Below are 17030 nucleotides of genomic sequence, written 5' to 3'. Positions count from 1 at the left end.
GATACAGTGTCCACAAGCACAGGGGCGCCCTCGAGCCCTACCGCCGCCACGCTGGTAGCGGTTCGTCCGGCTTTGCCGGCAATCGGTCGGGAAAGCGCAAAATCTGCGATTGCACATTATCGCGCTCGGCTTCGGCGACGGCCTGGATGAGTAGCTCCACGGCGCGCCGGAAAAGACCGTCTCCCGGCGCGTCACCTTCTATCGCGAGAAAAGCGGCCGTGAGATGCGCCAGGACAATCCGATAGTCTGTGCTCGCCATTTGCGCCTCCCTCGCAAAGGCGGCAGTTCGGGCGATGAACCTGAACGGTTTCTCAAATATTCGTTCTCAAGTTTACCCACCACCCATGGGGGGTAACCCTGTCTCGCCCGTCATCGATCTCGCGCAACGGCCCCAGAGGTTACTGCCTATGCAAACTCAGATTTTCTTGCGCGTGCGCGCAAGCGCGCGAGGGGGTGGGGCTGGGTATCGGTCTAGAGCCTTGCTCAACCAGACCGGCGCCCAAGTGAAATTCTCTCGTCCGCAAAATTTGGAATCTGGAATAGGCGATGGCGCGACCGAGGAGCCGAATCTGGCGGTCGACATCAAACATTGTGTGAGGCGCTGCATATTTCCTGTTTAATGTCAACGCTGTTTGACAAAGCAAATTAGGATGCTCCTTATAGGACGTGGCCTGCCGCTTCTGGCTCGCTCGCCCTCGGGTGCCGCCACCTCGCTGCCTAAATCCTCGCCATCGCCGTCAGCGGCCCGCTGTGGGCCGGCAATCGGCATTCAATAGTTAGACCGCGCAAAGCGGCTCCTTTCTCATTCAAAGTTTGCCCGGGAGGCAAGATTGATTACTGCGCATAACGACAATTTCCGCACGCCTGAAGAGCATCGCGCCGCAGTCGAGGTCTGGCGAAGGAGCGCGCCTGCGACAGACGGCAAAATCTTCGGACGCGCCGCAAAGCCGAAGTCGCCAAAGCACGCTGTTCTCGCTGAGAAGTTCCGATCGCTGTTGAAGTGGATCGCCCTTTGGGAGGCAGCGGAGTCGGATCCGGTTCAATCATCTTGGATGGCTGCAGCGCATATGGTGCTCGACCGCGATGAGGACGACGAGGCCGAACCTATCGCACCGTCCAATGAAGGGGCGGAAGAGGACTGGTTGCCCCGGAGCAAAACGGCAGCCGAACGCCTCTTGGCGAAGATGCTGGCGGGCGTCGAGATAGAAGATCGCCCCGAGTCGATCGTCCGCACCGCGTCGGACGGTACGCTCGAGGTCGTGGAGACCCGCACGCGCCGTGTGGTTGTCGGCGGCGATGTCGAGATATCGCCCTTCTCCAAGCGGCTCGTACGGGCCGGTGATGTCAAGTTCAATGACGGGCCAAGCTTCAACTATGTCTCTGCCGCGAACGACAACTTCGACGATGAAGACGACGAAGCCGGCCTCGTCGCCGTAGATCGGTTCACGCCCACTCCCGACGACCTGCGGCCGGATGACGACGATCTACCCGACGAGGAGAGTGACGACGACGACGCGGTGAGCGACTACTATTGGGACGAGCGCGTGCGGGCCGGCTCGATCCGCGGGTTTCGCCACACCTTCGAAACGGGCAATCAGATCGTCGTGCCGCTCAGGACGAAACTGCGCTTCACCGTGGCGCAAACTCGTGACGCGAAAGACGCCCTCGCCTTCGCGTTGAAGCGATTAGGACCCGAGACCGTTGCCCTGCTTAACGAGTATCGGGCCGAAACATTCGAAAAAATCGGCGAGACACTCGGAAAATTCGGAAAGACGGCAGAGCGCCACGGCCAGGACGCAATGCGATCTGCCTGCGCCGAGTTGGCTGCTGTGCTTGTCGAGCACGAAGAGATATCCGCGCGAGAGATTTCAGAAGAGGATCGCGAGGCCGCGTAGCGTCCCCTTTTTACGTCGTCTTCCCATTGTTGGTAGGAGGATAGTTCTTCTTCCCCTCCTTGCCCTCCCGGCAACACTAACGCCCTGGCCTCGCGCCGGGGCGTTTCTTTTTGCCTGTCTGTTTGCAGAATTCGCTCATTGAATAAGGAATCGTCCATATGGCAACCGTCGCCGACGCTGTGCGCGTCGTGGCGCAAGAACTGATCGCACCACCGGGCCGCGTCAAACACCACAGCCGTCGCCTTCAGGACGAGGGCATTCTCCCCCTCGCCATCGGCACCGCCGTGCCGCACATGTCGATCGAGGACGTGGCAGCGCTGATCATAACGGTAGCTGTCGATCGCGATATCAAATCCGCCGCCGTCACCGTCGCGGATTACCGCGGTCTTTTCCGGGGCGGGTTGAGTCCCGACATGCTGCCGCCTCAGATGCAGGCGGAGGGCGTCGACGCTGTCCACTATCTAGCCTGCATGCTCGCGGCATTTGCAGAGCCGGATGGCGCGCCGGACCTAGCCGGCCTTCGTTTCGAATTCGGCTGCAATTGGCCCGAGATGCGCGTGACCGACCGCGACGGACACCTCGTCGCCGTCTTCTCCCGCCCCGGTGAGTTGGCGTCGCATTGGCGAAACGGCGCGGTTCGTCGCTCCTGCACCATCACGGCGCTCGCGCTCTTTCACATCATGAAGAATCTGGAGGCCTGATAGTGGCATTTCTGAAAAAGACGACTACGCCCGAACCCTTCCGCGTCCCCAGCCTCGCTGAGGCGTCCACCGAATACGCAGGGCTGATCGCAAAGCGGGCAGAGCTGCTCGCGCAGCAGTCCACCCTGACCGCCGAGCGGCGCGACCTTGAACAGAAGATTGCCGACGCGCCTGCACCCGCCATGCGCCCCGGCGTCGCGGCTCTGCTCGGCGAGACAAGCGACAGCACGACCGGACTTCGAGCCCGACTGGCTGAGGTCCAGAAGCTCGGTGCGGACATTACTGCCGCACTGGAGATTGTTCGCCAGCGTCTCGCGGTTGCCCGCGGTGCCGCGTCTAAGACGATCTGCGCCATGGCCCGCCCCGAATACGGACGCCGCGTTGCCGCCATCTGCGACGCGCTGCAGGCCCTTGCCGCTGCTCGCGCCGCTTATGACGACCTTCGTTTCGAATTCGATACCCAGGACGTGTCATGGGGCTCGCTGGTCCCGATGAGCCCTAATTTCCTTGGCGATGCTCGTGACGGCCACATTCAACGCTACCTCAGCGAAGCGAAGGGGGCCGGCTACTATGTCGATTGAAAAAGCGACAGAGCGCCGCGAGTACGAGAAGGCGGACGGGCGCCGGCGGAAGGGCCTTCGCAGTGTAAAACTGCCAGGCGAAGCGCGGCATATCGAACGCTCTGAATCGGCGGAGGCGATTGCCCGAGGGATCGCGATCAGCAAGCGCGAGAAGCGCCTCGAGGCGCTCCGTCGTGGCTGAAATCAGCGGTTACGCCATCCAATGGAACAAGCCCGCGGTCATCGCCGGCTTGTTTGAAGAAAGGTTCGCGCCCGGTGCATTTGATGCGTCGATCCGGGAACACCCCGACGTCGTTGCCTTGTGGTCTCATGATGCCAGCCGCCCGCTTGCTCGTGCAAAAAATGGCACGCTCACCCTGCGATCTGATCGTGTTGGCCTTTGGTATTCGCTGACGCCCAATCCAGACTCTCCTCTAGGGCAAGAGGCGATCGCAACGATCGGATCCGGCACGCTCGATCAGGTTAGTGTCGGCTTCGCCTCCGAGGTCGAGGAGTGGGAAGACAACGATGACATCCCGCGCCGCCTCGTGACGAGGGCGCGGCTATACGAGGTTTCGCTCGTCGTTTGGGGTGCCTATGGCGATGCGACGAGCGCCGCGATCCGCTCTGACAACGCGAATGCTGTTGCGCTGCGCGCACGCCTAAAGATGGAAGCTGCCATGCGGCTTCGGGGGATCACACCGTGATAGGCATCATTTCCGAATGGAACAGTGCCCGCAACAGCGGACGTGTGCGGCCAGCCGATGAGCCTGCCCATCCCGGCTATTACGTCCATGGCGGTGCATTCAAAAACAAGGCGCAGTCTATCGGAACGCGGGTTGTCTACACACCATGGACATCACGCGACGGTTGTGATTTCGCGGTCAATGTGTCGCTGGCGAGTGCAGAGTCCGAGGAGGTTGACCGGTGCCTCGGGTAGACGCCAAGCGGCCTTGGCTGCGGTGGTACGGGTTGTCTAGGTGGAAGCATACGCGTCAGCATCAACTGGCCGCCGAGCCGCTATGTCGACTTTGCTTGGACAGTGAGATCGTCACCGAAGCTACCGTTTGCGACCATGTTATTCCGCATCGCGGAGACGAGGCGCTATTTTGGTCGGGGCCTTTTCAGTCGCTTTGCGCCGGATGTCATAGCCGGTTCAAGCAGCAGGAAGAGCGTGGACGAGCCGTCGTTCGCTATGACACCAGCGGCTGGCCCGTCTGAACCGGGGGGCGGATCAGATCGCTCCCGGGCGTCGCCAGAGCGCAACGGTGATGGGCCAACGTGCGCATAAACCCAATTCAAATGTTGAGGGTAACGCGTGGCTAAGCCGGAGCTCCCGAGGCATCGTTTGAGGGTTAGGCGATGACCACAGCTGCAGCCCACATTTCGTCGTATGCTGCTACTTTTAGCGCAGCCGTCTCGGCGTCCGCCTTCATAATGGACGCCGGGGAACGCGCCGCGATGTCCTTGAGCGATTGCGACACAATAAATACTGACAAAGCGTCGACGATAAATATTCGATCGTGCAGCGCCCTTGGGCTCGCCAGGCGGGCGTCTAGAGGCCTTGCCTTATACTGAGCCCGCCACGCACCAACGGCCGGCACTAACGCGGGGCGCACGGTTGCGGCGTCTGACATCAATTCTATTGTCACACCCTCGTTTGCCAAGACGGCAAAACTTGTTAGGGCTTTTTCATCCATGTAGGGATCGATTATCCGCGCGGATTTCTTTGCTTCCTGTAGTATCCTCGCGACCGCAGCCAGCGCATCCATCGCGTTCCCTACACCGACGAATGCCCCCTGCGCCTCAACAGGCAGGCGCAATTCAATTCTTGCGCTGCTCCTAAGTAAAATGGCAGCCATCTCCGTAGAAGCTCTATCCGATCTACCCATACCCTCCAGCTGCGCAATGCGCGACAACTGAGCGAGATCCCTAGGAACGTTAAGAGCTTCAACGACAGCGTTAGATTTACTTAACCAAATCGCGACCTCTTGCCTTGTAGCGCCCTCCTGCGGCGCTTCCTGAATGAGAGCGGTCACCCGCGCAAAGGCTTCTTGATCGTTCATTTCTTACCCCCCGCGGGTCTGCGATTTTCAGTCTTTAGCAGTAGACCACCCGCGCCGCTTTAGCGCGGCATTAAACCGTCGGCACGCCCCTTGTTTTGACCCGGCGTGCCGACGGCAATCCGTGAGCAACAACCTTACGGCAAATCCGAAGATTCAGCTCCACTCATTTCGCAACTCACATCATAGCCCAGCATCTTTGTCCCCCCTGCTTTCATCCAAATGCGTTTCGCATCGTGCTCGTAATAGAATAATTCAATCATATTCTCCATACTTGCGACATGCCTATAATCAATATTAGGCCCTCTACATACAATACTACCCGCGGCAAAGCGGGTTATTAGTATTTTTTTCTTAATCGGGCCGGGCACAAGCGGCGCAGAATGAGCGCCAGTCGATGCCAAAATTACAAGTATTGCAGTGATAGTCCTCAACATTGTGTCCCCCACGGTCTCTCCGCCTGTCGAAGACGGCGGAGCGTCAGTATTGACGAGCAAAGGGTCAATTTTCAACCTTCCCGTATAGATACGTAGCGCCACGGCGCCATAGGAAATTCATGGCCACAGAAGTCGAACGCATGACTGTCGTCCTCGAGGCGAACGTCACGAAGTTTCAGAACACGATGAAGCGCCAGCAGGCGCAATTTTCTAAAATAACGAAAGAAATCGAAGCGCATGCCGCCAGAATGGAATCCTCCGTCGGCAGCTCGTTTGCTTCATTGGGCAAACGCATGGCTGGCGCCTTTGCAGGTATTGCTGCCGGCGTTGGCCTGAATGAATTTCGGAAGACCGCCGATGAATACACCCGGATCGTAAATAGCCTGAAGGTCGCCGGTGTCTCCGGCGGAGCTTTGCCGGGCACGTTGGATGCGCTGTTTGCATCTGCTCAGAAAAATGCGGTCCCGCTCGAGGCGCTGGCTAGCCTTTACGGTCGCGTGTCGCAGGCTCAGACGACGCTCAAAGCGTCCTCGCAGGAGGTGCTGCAGGTGACGGATATCGTCGCCCAATCGCTTCGTGTGTCCGGCAAGAGCGCTTCAGAGTCATCTGGTGCCCTGCTCCAGCTCGCCCAGGCCTTCAGCAACGGCAAGGTACAAGCCGAGGAGTATAACTCGCTTCTGGACGGGGCCTATCCCCTCCTGCAGGCCGCAGCGGCTGGCATGAAAGAAGCCGGTGGCGATGTCGCGAAGCTGACCGCGCTAGTGAAGGACGGAAAAGTCTCGTCGGAAGCATTCTTCCGGGCAATCCAGGCCGGGGCCCCCCTGCTTGAGGAGAAGCTAGCCGGCGCTGCGCTCACGACTGAGCAAGCCATGACGAAGCTCCGCAACGAGTTCACACTTGCAGTGGGGAAATTCGACGAGGCCACGGGCGCGTCGCAGGCGCTAGCGGGCGGGTTGAGCACCCTTGCAAGCAGCATTGGCGGCATCGGTTCCGCCGCGACGGGCGCTGTGACCGGCGTCCAGGCGCTGATCAACAAGGTGGCGGAGCTTGCGGCGGCTAACGCAGGCGCGCAGCGTGCGCAGGCTCTGACCTACCAGCAGGAGCGGGCCGGCCGTACGGACGCCGCCCGTGAGATGGGCACCGCGAACGCCGGCGGCAGGCTGGCTGTTTCGACCGAGCGCCAAACCAAGCTCGCTCAGGATATCGCCGCTCACGTCGAGGGAGACATCAACTCCGCCTTCGACATCGCGGGCCGTTCCATATCAGCACCGCAGCCGACGGCGCGTCCGAAAGGGCTCGGCAGCACCATAAAGCCCATCAGCCTGGCCGACTTCAAAGTCCCGGGCGGCAAGGACGGCGGTGGTGGCGGTGGAGGGTCGAGCAAGGAGGCCCTGGACGCCTACGATCGCGAGCTTGCCGCGATTCAGAAACGAACCGCTGCCCTCGACCTGGAGGCGGCCAGCGTCGGCAAATCGACGTTCGAACGCGCCAAGGCCAAGGCGGCACTGGATCTCGAGACCGCAGCGAAGAAGACGAATATCCCGGTCACAGCCGAACTAAAGGCGAAGATCGACGAAGCAGCTACCGGCTACGCCAACGCGCGAGTGAAGGTCGACGAAGTCACTAAGGCATACGAAGCCGCCAAGGAATCCGGCGAGTTCTTTGGCAGCGAAATAACTGACTCGCTGTCCGACATGGTCTTCGAAGGCAAGAAGGCCGAGGACGTTATCAAGAGCCTGGCTAAGGCCATCGGCAAGGCGGCTCTGGAATCTGTGTTGCTCGGCAAGGGCCCGCTCGGCGGCCTGGTGGGCGGCAGCACCGGTATTTTTGGAAACTCATATTTTGGGAGCGCAGCATGAGCGCCATTTCAATTTTTCTGACTGACGACGCGGCCGAGGTCTTTACGGATGCCGCGACTTATGACGGCGACGGGCGGATCGTCTCGATCGAGCCGAAGGCGTATCCGATGGCACACTTGGGATGTGTCGTGAACGTTAGAGGCTCGCAGGCCTTCGCTCGCGATTTTGCACCCCGCATTTCGCGCGCATTTTGGGACTTCGAAGACCTGATTAGCCACCTTGCCCTGGCCGCTGAGGTCGCGTGGGAGGCCAACCAAGAGATGCTCAACGCCTGCCACACCGGCCCGGACGTCGAGATCTTTGTCGCGGGCTGGTCGAAAGTGCGTAACCGGGCAGAGGCCTATGTGGTGGCATCCCACGACCGGAACGGTGAGCGCTGGGCGCTGACCCCAATCGGCCCGTTTGCCGCAGCGCCATTTGACGACTCCTGCCCCCTACATGACCGGATGACGGACGACGTTCTGGCTGCCGGCCTCGAGCTGATGGAAGCGCAGCGCAACGTTCGCGACGAGCAGGGCCGCGGCGGCGTTGGCGGCTTCATTCAATGGTCCCGGGTTACCCGCGACTCCATCCATACCACGGTGGTCAAGCGCTGGCCGGATGCGGTCGGTGACCTTCTTGGCGGGGAGCCGCTGGCGGCCTGATCGCCGCGCCTTCTTTTCATTCTCTCGGAGATTCAAATGGTTTTGGTTACGCGCAGTGCGCGGGATATCTATGCGCCGACTTCAGCGGGCGGCGCGCCGCGTGGCGCCGATATGTCGGAAGCCCAGCTTTGGGGCATTGAGGTCGAGCGACTTCTTGTTTCGACTTCAACTTCAGGTGGGGCGAAGGTCTATCAGTCGCTGGCGCTGATCAATAGTGACCTGACGCCCGTCGCAAACACGATGGCTTGGGTGGTCGGCGATGCGACCGCGGCCAATAACGGCATTTATCGCAAGAACGGTGGTGCTGGCACCGGCTCATGGGTTCGCGTTGCGGATCTGCCTTATCAGCTCATTCGCGTCGGGCTGACGGGCTTCGGCACCGCCAACAACCTGATCGGCACGTCCGACCTGCCGATTCCGGCTGGCGACAACGCAGCGGTCATCCTGTTTTCGCCGCTCGCGGACAATACCGGAGACGTCGTTCTGGCGGTCAACGGCGGCGCTGCGTTGCCGGTGTTCGATCGCAATGGCTTGCCGCTCGGCGCTGGGTTTCTGAAAACCGGCAACGTCGAGATGGTGGTCCGCAGCGGGAACACCTACCGCACGTTTCTGGACGTAAATTATGTGTCGGCCGTCGCCGACGCGGAGCTCTACGCTCAGCAGGCCGCGGACGCTGCAGCCCTGGCGCTGACATATGCCGGCGAGTTCTTCGGCGATTACAACAGCGGGCACACCTACGCCATGCTCGACAGGACGCGCTTGAATGGCGCGCTCTACATGTCGCTGCAGGGCAGCAACATCGGCAACGACCCCGACACGTCACCGCTCTACTGGGAGCGCCTGTTCGGTATCGAGCAGGGCATGCAGCTTGATCGGTGGCGGGGGATTCCGAACGCCGCCAACACTACCGTGACAGGCGCGAGCAACGCGATGACGTTGGGCGTTGCCACGCCGAGCCCGACGGCAGGGACTGAAGTCTGCTCCGGCAACTACGCCTGTAAGAGCGGGTACAGCATCCTCGACATTGAGGCGTATGTGAACGTCGCGTGCGCCGCGACGGCCTACATCGTCTTGGCGCTATTCCGCGATGACACCACGTGCATCGGCGCGATTTATCAGAAGCTCGAGGCGAATGGCTGCTTTGCGGGTTCGGTCAAATCCGTCATTCCGGCGCACCCCGGCAACACGAATAGCCACAAGTACTCCTGCAGGCTCTACGTGACGAACGCCTCGTACTCTGTCGGCATCAATGGCTCGGCGGCGAACCCAGTGCTGAGCGCGGCGTCGCGGTGCTATATCGAGGGGGTGGAGACGGCGATTTGAGGTGGCGGGCCTATCCGTGACCATGGAGTAATCGTCCCCCGGACGACCTACTTTTTGCTGGGCCCTTGCGAGGGCGATGAGGGAGCGGGTTTCGGCGGCGATACGGCAGGCATCGAGATCTTGAGATTCGAACCTGGTAGTACGGCGCCTTTTTGTTGGGTTACATGGCTTCCCCCACCAGAAGGCGGTCGGCCTTTGTTGTTCGACATAATCCACTCCTCAAGTCAGCGTGCGGACTCGACACCAAAGTTGGCCAAGAAAAATGCCTTCGCAAGAGATTCAGCCTTTTCCAAAGCGGCTTTATTTTCTGGCAGGGAAGCGTCCCGGAAATTACTATTTATAATATCGAGCTTCTTTCGCCGTAACTGAAGCAATTTTGTATGAATCTCAACCTCAGTCATCTCACCTCGACTAATAAAAAACCAATCTCCTTCAGCAACTATTGCAAGTGCATCAAGCTCTGGGGCGAATTTATTTAGTGAAACTAATCTTTTTCGAAAAGGCATATATGGCCTGACAACTTGGATAACTTGAGATAAAGCAATCACGATTCCCGATAACATTGCTAGTTCTCGCCATATCGCCCAGCCTGCAATTGAAGCGCTTGAGAGTAGCGCCGAAAACACGCTGATTTGCCAATCAGTCGCCTCTGTTCTCGATCTATAGCAGTTAGCATAATACGCGTCGCGAACTAAATCGACATAAGCTTGCCAAAATCGTTGCTGAATTTCCATCGATCTAAGCCAATATGATTTGGTTCAAGGGTAAGGAGCGGACTACGACGCGCCGCACCTCAAGGAATATTGAACGCAGAGCGCGCTTAAGGGCAAAGGTCGTCATAGAGCGGCGGGTTTCCCCGCCGCTCGGTAGTCTCAGCGCCGATGTTTGGTCCGATCGACCTCGACGAACTTCATGCCGGGGCGGGGCGTCGGAGGGGCGGGCTCACCCTTCACCACCGTACGCTCCTCGCCGGTACGGCCACCGCGCGGACCGACAATTTCCACCTGGGCGGACCGGCGAATAGTCTCGCCCGGGCGGTACTCTTCCTTTTTCGACATTGGTATGCGCTTTCTTCAGTTGAGAAAGCCTCATGGCCGCGCTACCACGTGTTTGCACACTACGTAGTGGCGGTTGTCTCTCGGGACGGCACCCAATCGACGAGGCAGGGCCGCGGAAGCGACCCTGCCTTTTTCTTGCGCACATTAGCTCTACCGTCAATGATTAGGGTGCCGCAAAGACTGTGGACACGACATATGGTAGGCAAGTGTGGGTAACGGGGATAAGTTCCAAGCGTTAGTCCAGCGCTTGACTTTCGGGTACCCACCTGCGCGTTTCCTCCACGGGTACGATGCTCGACCCGGTTGGGAAGTCGAGGGCATCTTTCGATCAACGCCAGCCTCACCCAAACTTCCGCACTGCCCAAAGCTGTCCCTTCACATAGCCTTTTGACACCGTCGCCGCGTGATCCTCGGCCAGCATTTTGAGATCGTGCAGCAGTGCTCGGATGGCCGCTCGCGGGTCGCCCTTGAACTCGTAAATGACTGCGTCAATCTCGGCTTCCGTGACCGTCTCCGGGGGCCGGTTCTCGTCGTCCACAGCCATGACTTGACTCCTGCGCATGGGATAATGTTCCTTGTTTGTTCTCGCAAGGAGGAGCGGCATGGTCAAGCGCACAGGACGAAGTTTCACCCCATATGATGCCCGGGCACTGGTCGAGCAGATCGAACGGGCGGGGCGGGAGGTTGGCGCCTGGCAAGCGAAAGTGCCGATCGACGCGCCGATCTACGTCGCGCTGCGGGCCTACGGCGAGGCAGCAAGGCTCCTAGCGGACACTGCGCGGGGTGACATTGGCAGGCCGATAGGCACGCCCAGTGGGCTACTGAGCGGCCAGCCCTAAACCCACCCCAGGCGGCGAGACAGCAACGCTAGGACGGCGCTGGCCAACGCCACGGCCAAGAGCGCCAACATGGTCGTCCGGTGGCTCCGTTCGCGGTGCTCTAACTCTGCTTCTAGCTCAGCTTCCCAGCCAGGCGGCGGCGCCTCGAGCTGTGGTTCGTCGGCCTGATGCGACCCCGTGCACCGGTGCTCAAGACTGCGGCCTGGCTCGCTTGAGTTTGACGGCCCGGATCGCCTTTCGCAGGCCGTCGATCCTGGCTTTGCTGGACTGTGCTGCATCCTTCGTGAATTGCCTCTCCGCACGCGGTGGCTTGGCGCAATTGACTATCTCGCCCGCGCCACGTGGCGCCTCTGTTTCTTGTTCAGCCATTGTGCCCTCCCCCAACGGCACGTCACCTTGTGGTGGGGCGGGAGTCAATGGCCTCCGACTCGCCGCACTTGGCGGCGCCGAACTACTTCACGGCCACTGCCTTGGCGACGATGATGGACCAGCAATTGGTCCAGAGGGACGTTCCGTCGGGCGAGTATGAGACCCCCACGATGGCCTTTGCGCCCAGCGCGGCGGCTTTGACTTGAAGCTGCGCAAGCGCGTCAGCCTCTGACGGGTCCGGGTCCCATATCTTGTTTTTGCAGGACGCCGCCTCCACTGGCCCGATGACCGTAGAGCGCGGCGGCTGTGAAGGAAGCACCTGTACGGTGCTCGCTGCTGCGGCCTGTTCGGGTGGAACCTGCGCGACGTCGACAACGCCAAGATTTGGATTTGGGCCTATGCAGCCGGCCGCGCACGCCGCTATTGCGGCCGCCGTAAAGATTTTCATTATTATTGCCCCGTTTCCCCACCGTCACGATGCTCGGCCCGGTTGAAGAAGTCGAGCGGGTCTTTCGATTAATGGGCAGGGAACGCTGGGCAATCTATCCCGACTTGAGCGTGACGAGTACCTCGCTCCGTTGATTGAGTCATGGGGCGGGGTCTTCGGGGTCGCGGACCTTCGGCTTGATGCGCCTCGCTTTTGTGGGCCATCCAAGCAACTGCCTTAGCCTTTCCGGCAGCGAAGGGTCGGCCGGGTTCTTTTGAGTCGCCTCATAATAATCCGTCACCAGCAGAGTTGTTTCCACCACGCCATTTGTAATCTCGCTGGGCTCGGCGGGGCGTGTTAGGAGCAACCAATACGATGGGGCAAAAATCTCTGTGACGAATATCCTCTGATAAACAACCTTTGCATAATAATCGTCTGGATTATTGATATCCGCTAAATAGTCGCCGACGCTTGGGATTGTCCCAAGATCTTTAATGTAGAACGTTCCGTAGCCTACAATTTGACCGTCATCGGTGGTCTGCAACACTCTGATGTAAGGGTGTTGGCTCTCATCTAGGCGCTCAAGCATGCTTCAACGCCACTCCAAGGCCAGTAGCTACCTCTCCATCGACGAGGAAGGTGACGCCCGCAGCCTCTAGGGCGGAGCGGATGGCTGCAAGGTTGTTGGCAATCGGCGTTTTGTTGGCAGTTTCAAACTGGGCAAGGGTCGATCGCGATACCGAGGCGGCTTGCGCTAGGTCGGATTGCGACCAGCCTAGAAGGCCGCGGGCAGCTCGGCACTGAGCGGGCGAAATAATCATTTTGAGTGACCTGCAACTTTCTGCTTGACGACTTGATGCGACTCAACCAATTTGATTGAGGTACAACGAATTGTCTGCAGGAGCAACGCCATGATCGCCAGCACAGTTAACGCACCGCCATGCGGCTACACACCTTTGCCAGTCGGCGACTACACACTTGAGATCGTCGAGAGCGATTACGTCGTCACGAGAGCGGGTGACGGCTGGGTATTGAAGACGAAGGCGCAGATCGTGGGTGGCGAGTACGACGGGCGTCCTTACTACATCAACTACAACCTTGAGAATGCGGACCCGCAGGCCGAGAAAATCGGCCAGCGTGACTTCGCAGCCTTGCGCCGCGCTACAGGCGTCCTGGCTCCCGAACTTACCGAAGAGCTTCACTTCAAGGTGTTCGGCGTCAAGATTGGCATCAAGGCCCGCAAGGACACCGGCGAGCTCGAAAACGTCATCAAGAGATATGGCCTGCCGCCGCTGGCAGCTTGACTCGGCCATGTAACCACTCGGCTATTAGAGGGCATTCGCTCTCGTCCTTGGAGCCTCCAATGCCCGCAGCCAACGATAACTCGCCGCTGTATTTGCCCGAGCAAGCTATCGCTCAGCGCATCCTCGGCCCGAAGCCCACGGTCAAGTGGGACTCCCTCTCAGCAGTCTGGGAGCGGGAGGGCCTGCCGCGGATCGACCCGTTGACAGGGTGTAGGTACTGGCCGGCGGTTCGGGAGTTTCTCGACCGCCGTCATGGCATCAGACAAAGCGCCCTGCCCTCGGCGGCGGATGGCATTGAGGTTTGGCAGTGACAGATTCTCCGGGCCTGAAGCGCAAGCGGAATAAGGACGGCTCCGTACGCGAGTACTGGGAAGCGCGCGCCGATCTAGCCAAGCGCGGCTACCGGCCCTCATCCGTTCGCCTGCACTATCCTGCCACACAGGAGGGCCGCTCGGCCCTCGCTGCGCGCTGCAATCTCCTACAGGCGGAAATGCTCGCATGGGCGGCTCGAGGGCAGCATGCGGCGCCCGGCTACGACGGGACGATGCTGAGCCTGTCTCGGCTGTTTCAAACCAACGAGGACTCGCCTTTTCGAACGATGAAATGGAACAGCCGCGCAAACGTGCTCAAGTCCCTTGTCATCATCGAGGGGGCAGTAGGCTCCCGTCAGATAGCAAAGCTGCTAGGCCCCGACTTCAAGCGCTGGCACCGCCAATTCGGCGCCCCAAAGGCGCTCGACGCCCCTGCCCGCCCATGGCGCGCCAAGCATGCCTTGGACGCCGTGCGCCAGCTAATCAGCTACGGCGTAACGCTTGGCTACGATGATTGCTTCCGTGCGGATACGATCCTTTCGAAGATCCGCTTTCCCTCGCCGCCGGCCCGCTCCGCTGTGATGACTGCTGCGCACGTCGATGCGGTCCGCAAGACCGCCCATACTGAAGGTTGGCCGTCGGTTGCGTTGGCGACCGCGCTGCAGTTCGAACTTGCCATGCGCCAAAAAGACGTGATCGGCGAATGGGAGCCCGCGGAGACTGAAGGCGGAATCTATTACCGCGGTCGTCGATGGGTAAATGGCCTGCTTTGGTCCGACATCGACACGAACATGGTCCTGCGAAAGGTCCACACCAAAACCGGCTTCGCCGTTGAGCACGACCTAAAGCTGCACCCTGCCGTGTTGGAGGAGATTGCGCGCATTCCTCTCGACAAGCGGATTGGCCCCATGATCATCGCGGAGAAAACCCGCGAGCCATACAAGCATAGGAATTTCACCGATCGTTGGCGCGCTATCGCCAACAAGGCTGGCGTTCCCAAGACTGTATGGAATATGGACGCTCGCGCTGGGGCCATCACAGAGGCTTACGACCTGGGCGCTACGGAGACCGACGTCATGAAGTCGGCCGGTCATAAGAACCGCCAGACCAGCGCTCGATACAACCGCGGGACGATCGATCAGACCAGCCGCGTCGCTCAGCTCCGGCTCGCAAAACGTAGCGAGAACAAGCCATGAGGGACGCGGCAGGGACGTTTGGGGGACGCGACTCGTAAGCTTTTGGTGCATCTATGAAACTTCGAGAGGAGGAACACATCCGCATCCTCTTCCTCGACAAGAAGAACACGCTGATCGCCGACGAGGTGCAGCAGACGGGCACGGTCGACCACACCCCGGTCTATCCGCGCGAGGTCATGCGGCGCGCGCTGGAGCTCTCGGCTTCCGCCATCATCCTCGTCCATAACCACCCGTCCGGCGACCCGACGCCATCCGGCGCCGACATCAAGATGACGCGGGAACTCGTTGATATCGCTAAGCCTCTCGGCGTGGCGATTCACGACCACATCATCGTCGGCCGCGATGGCCATGCCAGCTTCAGGGGGCTGGGGCTGATCTGACCGCCGCGTCGGCGCGCCGCCAGCGCGAAGCCTGGCAGGCTGGGCCCAGGTTAAAACCGGGCGCCCTTGCGGAACGCCGCAGCCGGTTCCGGCGTTATCTCCGCCGGGGTCGGCGCGGACACTCTGCCCAAGAGCTAGGCAGATGCGCCGAAGGCATTGTCATTCCCCCTCTTTTCCTCTGCGCAGGAATGCGCATAGGCTGATCGAAACGGGGAAAGACGCCTGCATGGTCGCATTCGACGAGATGAGCGGCACGGGAGCCGAGCTGCGGCCGGCCTATGATGCACTCGACCGCTGGCTCAAGGAGGCGCCCCCCGAGATGCTGGCTCTGCGCCGCAGCCAGGCGGAGCTGTTCTTCCGGCGCATCGGCATCACCTTCGCCGTCTATGGCGACGAGGAATCGACCGAGCGGCTGATCCCCTTCGACATCATTCCCCGCGTCCTGACCAAGCCGGAATGGGCCAAGCTCGAAAAGGGCCTGCGCCAGCGCGTCACCGCGTTGAACATGTTCCTCGCCGATGTCTACGGCTCCAAGGAGTGCCTGAAGGCCGGCATCATCCCGGCCGACCTGGTCTATCGCAACGCCTGCTACCAGCTGCAGATGGTCGATTTCCAGGTGCCGCACGGCATCTATTGCCATATCGCCGGCATCGACATCGTCCGCGTCGACGCCGACACCTTCTACGTGCTGGAGGATAATGCACGCACGCCGTCCGGCGTCTCCTACATGATGGAGAACCGGGAGGTGATGCTGCGGCTCTTTCCCGAGCTCTTCGCGATGCATCGCGTCGCCCCGGTCGACAATTATCCCGACCAGCTTCTGGCGACCCTGCGCTCGGTCGCGCCGCGCAGCGCCTCCTCCGATCCCTCGATCTGCCTGCTCACGCCCGGCCAGTACAATTCGGCCTTCTACGAGCACTCGTTTTTGGCCGACAAGCTCGGCGTCGAGCTGGTCGAGGGCTCCGACCTGCTGGTCAAGGACGACGTCGTCTACATGCGCACGACACAGGGGCCCAAGCGCGTCGACGTGATCTACCGGCGCATCGACGATGATTTCATCGACCCGCTGGTCTTCCGCGGCGATTCCGTGCTCGGCGTGCCCGGCATCATCGGCGCCTACAAGGCCGGCAACGTCACGCTGGCGAACGCCGTCGGCACCGGCGTCGCCGACGACAAGGCGGTCTACAGCTACATGCCCGAGATCGTGAAATTCTTCACCGGCGAGGAGCCGATCCTGAAGAACGTCCCGACCTTCCGCTGCCGCGAGCCGGAAGCGAACGCCTATGTGCTCGACAATCTCGAGAAGCTCGTCGTCAAGGAGGTCAACGGCTCGGGCGGCTACGGCATGCTGGTCGGCCCGCATGCCAACAAGGCGCAGATCGAGACCTTCCGGCGCAAGCTGAAGGCCCAGCCCGAAGGCTTCATCGCCCAGCCGACGCTGGCGCTCTCGACCTGCCCGACCTTCGTCGCCTCCGGCGTCGCCCCGCGCCATGTCGACCTGCGCCCCTATGTGCTCTCCGGCGCCAACGGCATTTCCTGCGTGCCGGGGGGCTTGACCCGCGTCGCGCTGCAGGAGGGCTCGCTCGTGGTCAATTCCAGCCAGGGCGGCGGCACCAAGGACACCTGGGTGATCGATGCATGACGGTCATGGCGAGGTTCAGCAC

General features: G+C 60.6%; 19 protein-coding genes and 1 pseudogene. 13 read left to right on the top strand and 7 right to left on the bottom strand.

Annotation, left to right across the window (positions count from 1 at the left end; translation table 11 throughout):
* Window positions 1–37: 37 nt before the first annotated feature.
* On the bottom strand, window positions 38–259 hold the full coding sequence (locus ACTIF2_RS09680; RefSeq protein ID WP_439496844.1) for a hypothetical protein: 222 nt from the start codon (window positions 257–259) through the stop codon (window positions 38–40).
* A 571-nt stretch (window positions 260–830) separates the two neighbouring features.
* On the opposite strand from ACTIF2_RS09680, the gene ACTIF2_RS09675 reads away from it, so the two are divergent.
* From ACTIF2_RS09675 to ACTIF2_RS09655, 5 genes are all read left to right on the top strand, one after another.
* Window positions 831–1895, top strand: a complete 1065-nt coding sequence (locus ACTIF2_RS09675; protein ID WP_439496843.1) for a hypothetical protein — start codon at window positions 831–833, stop codon at window positions 1893–1895.
* Window positions 1896–2053: 158 nt separating this feature from the next.
* A complete protein-coding gene (locus tag ACTIF2_RS09670; protein WP_439496842.1) occupies window positions 2054–2596 on the top strand; it encodes a hypothetical protein in 543 nt (180 codons plus the stop codon).
* Between the two features lie 2 nt (window positions 2597–2598).
* Window positions 2599–3177 (top strand): hypothetical protein, encoded by a 579-nt coding sequence (locus ACTIF2_RS09665; RefSeq protein WP_439496841.1) that lies wholly within the window; start codon window positions 2599–2601, stop codon window positions 3175–3177.
* Window positions 3167–3358, top strand: coding sequence for a hypothetical protein (locus tag ACTIF2_RS09660; RefSeq protein ID WP_439496840.1), 192 nt, complete (start codon window positions 3167–3169; stop codon window positions 3356–3358). The genes ACTIF2_RS09665 and ACTIF2_RS09660 overlap by 11 nt, the downstream gene beginning before the upstream one ends.
* A complete protein-coding gene (locus ACTIF2_RS09655) occupies window positions 3351–3863 on the top strand; it encodes an HK97 family phage prohead protease (protein WP_439496839.1) in 513 nt (170 codons plus the stop codon). The genes ACTIF2_RS09660 and ACTIF2_RS09655 overlap by 8 nt, the downstream gene beginning before the upstream one ends.
* 648 nt (window positions 3864–4511) lie before the next feature.
* Here the strand turns inward: ACTIF2_RS09655 and ACTIF2_RS09650 are convergent.
* Window positions 4512–5222, bottom strand: coding sequence for a phosphatidylserine/phosphatidylglycerophosphate/cardiolipin synthase family protein (locus tag ACTIF2_RS09650; RefSeq protein WP_439496838.1), 711 nt, complete (start codon window positions 5220–5222; stop codon window positions 4512–4514).
* Between the two features lie 553 nt (window positions 5223–5775).
* Here ACTIF2_RS09650 and ACTIF2_RS09645 point away from each other — a divergent pair.
* From ACTIF2_RS09645 to ACTIF2_RS09635, 3 genes are read left to right on the top strand one after another with little or no spacing between them, the layout of a single operon-like run.
* Window positions 5776–7515 carry a tape measure protein gene (locus tag ACTIF2_RS09645; RefSeq protein WP_439496837.1) on the top strand — a complete coding sequence of 580 codons (1740 nt, stop codon included), beginning with the start codon at window positions 5776–5778 and terminating at the stop codon, window positions 7513–7515.
* Window positions 7512–8159, top strand: a complete 648-nt coding sequence (locus tag ACTIF2_RS09640) for a hypothetical protein (RefSeq protein WP_439496836.1) — start codon at window positions 7512–7514, stop codon at window positions 8157–8159. The genes ACTIF2_RS09645 and ACTIF2_RS09640 overlap by 4 nt, the downstream gene beginning before the upstream one ends.
* A gap of 36 nt (window positions 8160–8195) precedes the next feature.
* Window positions 8196–9482, top strand: coding sequence for a hypothetical protein (locus ACTIF2_RS09635; protein WP_439496835.1), 1287 nt, complete (start codon window positions 8196–8198; stop codon window positions 9480–9482).
* A gap of 224 nt (window positions 9483–9706) precedes the next feature.
* Here ACTIF2_RS09635 and ACTIF2_RS09630 read toward each other — a convergent pair whose 3' ends face one another.
* The 5 genes from ACTIF2_RS09630 to ACTIF2_RS09610 all read right to left on the bottom strand — a co-directional run bounded on the left by ACTIF2_RS09630 (window position 9707) and on the right by ACTIF2_RS09610 (window position 12996).
* The gene (locus ACTIF2_RS09630) at window positions 9707–10216 is read right to left on the bottom strand and encodes a hypothetical protein (RefSeq protein WP_439496834.1); all 510 of its coding nucleotides are present in this window, start codon (window positions 10214–10216) and stop codon (window positions 9707–9709) included.
* 138 nt (window positions 10217–10354) lie between these two features.
* The gene (locus ACTIF2_RS09625; protein ID WP_439496833.1) at window positions 10355–10540 is read right to left on the bottom strand and encodes a hypothetical protein; all 186 of its coding nucleotides are present in this window, start codon (window positions 10538–10540) and stop codon (window positions 10355–10357) included.
* 340 nt (window positions 10541–10880) lie between these two features.
* On the bottom strand, window positions 10881–11084 hold the full coding sequence (locus tag ACTIF2_RS09620; RefSeq protein ID WP_439496832.1) for a hypothetical protein: 204 nt from the start codon (window positions 11082–11084) through the stop codon (window positions 10881–10883).
* A gap of 1251 nt (window positions 11085–12335) precedes the next feature.
* Complete coding sequence (locus ACTIF2_RS09615) at window positions 12336–12764, bottom strand: hypothetical protein (protein ID WP_439496831.1); 429 nt, start codon at window positions 12762–12764, stop codon at window positions 12336–12338.
* Window positions 12757–12996, bottom strand: coding sequence for a helix-turn-helix domain-containing protein (locus ACTIF2_RS09610; protein WP_439496830.1), 240 nt, complete (start codon window positions 12994–12996; stop codon window positions 12757–12759). Before ACTIF2_RS09610 ends, ACTIF2_RS09615 begins: the two co-directional genes overlap by 8 nt.
* 90 nt (window positions 12997–13086) lie before the next feature.
* Here ACTIF2_RS09610 and ACTIF2_RS09605 point away from each other — a divergent pair, with 90 nt between their 5' ends.
* From ACTIF2_RS09605 to ACTIF2_RS09585, 5 genes and pseudogenes are all read left to right on the top strand, one after another.
* Complete coding sequence (locus tag ACTIF2_RS09605) at window positions 13087–13479, top strand: DUF669 domain-containing protein (protein ID WP_439496829.1); 393 nt, start codon at window positions 13087–13089, stop codon at window positions 13477–13479.
* Between the two features lie 59 nt (window positions 13480–13538).
* Window positions 13539–13790, top strand: coding sequence for a hypothetical protein (locus tag ACTIF2_RS09600; RefSeq protein WP_439496828.1), 252 nt, complete (start codon window positions 13539–13541; stop codon window positions 13788–13790).
* On the top strand, window positions 13787–14986 hold the full coding sequence (locus ACTIF2_RS09595; protein WP_439496827.1) for a tyrosine-type recombinase/integrase: 1200 nt from the start codon (window positions 13787–13789) through the stop codon (window positions 14984–14986). The genes ACTIF2_RS09600 and ACTIF2_RS09595 overlap by 4 nt, the downstream gene beginning before the upstream one ends.
* Window positions 14987–15033: 47 nt before the next feature.
* Window positions 15034–15366: pseudogene (locus ACTIF2_RS09590) on the top strand (JAB domain-containing protein); the annotation flags it as partial.
* Window positions 15367–15592: 226 nt separating this feature from the next.
* On the top strand, window positions 15593–17008 hold the full coding sequence (locus tag ACTIF2_RS09585; RefSeq protein WP_439496826.1) for a circularly permuted type 2 ATP-grasp protein: 1416 nt from the start codon (window positions 15593–15595) through the stop codon (window positions 17006–17008).
* Window positions 17009–17030: the final 22 nt, after the last annotated feature.

The organism is Allobosea sp., from assembly GCF_051860145.1.
GTDB lineage: Bacteria > Pseudomonadota > Alphaproteobacteria > Rhizobiales > Beijerinckiaceae > Allobosea.
The sequence above is the reverse complement of the archived record's forward strand: the minus strand, read 5'-3'. Positions and strand labels throughout refer to the sequence as shown.

Excerpts from the sequence above, each read along its gene's own strand:
- ACTIF2_RS09680 (WP_439496844.1), bottom strand. The coding sequence starts at position 259 with ATGGCGAGCACAGACTATCGGATTGTCCTGGCGCATCTCACGGCCGCT.
- ACTIF2_RS09670 (WP_439496842.1), top strand. The coding sequence starts at position 2,054 with ATGGCAACCGTCGCCGACGCTGTGCGCGTCGTGGCGCAAGAACTGATC.
- ACTIF2_RS09660 (WP_439496840.1), top strand. The coding sequence starts at position 3,167 with ATGTCGATTGAAAAAGCGACAGAGCGCCGCGAGTACGAGAAGGCGGAC.
- ACTIF2_RS09650 (WP_439496838.1), bottom strand. The coding sequence starts at position 5,222 with ATGAACGATCAAGAAGCCTTTGCGCGGGTGACCGCTCTCATTCAGGAA.
- ACTIF2_RS09645 (WP_439496837.1), top strand. The coding sequence starts at position 5,776 with ATGGCCACAGAAGTCGAACGCATGACTGTCGTCCTCGAGGCGAACGTC.
- ACTIF2_RS09640 (WP_439496836.1), top strand. The coding sequence starts at position 7,512 with ATGAGCGCCATTTCAATTTTTCTGACTGACGACGCGGCCGAGGTCTTT.
- ACTIF2_RS09635 (WP_439496835.1), top strand. The coding sequence starts at position 8,196 with ATGGTTTTGGTTACGCGCAGTGCGCGGGATATCTATGCGCCGACTTCA.
- ACTIF2_RS09630 (WP_439496834.1), bottom strand. The coding sequence starts at position 10,216 with ATGGAAATTCAGCAACGATTTTGGCAAGCTTATGTCGATTTAGTTCGC.
- ACTIF2_RS09625 (WP_439496833.1), bottom strand. The coding sequence starts at position 10,540 with ATGTCGAAAAAGGAAGAGTACCGCCCGGGCGAGACTATTCGCCGGTCC.
- ACTIF2_RS09620 (WP_439496832.1), bottom strand. The coding sequence starts at position 11,084 with ATGGCTGTGGACGACGAGAACCGGCCCCCGGAGACGGTCACGGAAGCC.
- ACTIF2_RS09615 (WP_439496831.1), bottom strand. The coding sequence starts at position 12,764 with ATGCTTGAGCGCCTAGATGAGAGCCAACACCCTTACATCAGAGTGTTG.
- ACTIF2_RS09610 (WP_439496830.1), bottom strand. The coding sequence starts at position 12,996 with ATGATTATTTCGCCCGCTCAGTGCCGAGCTGCCCGCGGCCTTCTAGGC.
- ACTIF2_RS09605 (WP_439496829.1), top strand. The coding sequence starts at position 13,087 with ATGATCGCCAGCACAGTTAACGCACCGCCATGCGGCTACACACCTTTG.
- ACTIF2_RS09600 (WP_439496828.1), top strand. The coding sequence starts at position 13,539 with ATGCCCGCAGCCAACGATAACTCGCCGCTGTATTTGCCCGAGCAAGCT.
- ACTIF2_RS09585 (WP_439496826.1), top strand. The coding sequence starts at position 15,593 with ATGGTCGCATTCGACGAGATGAGCGGCACGGGAGCCGAGCTGCGGCCG.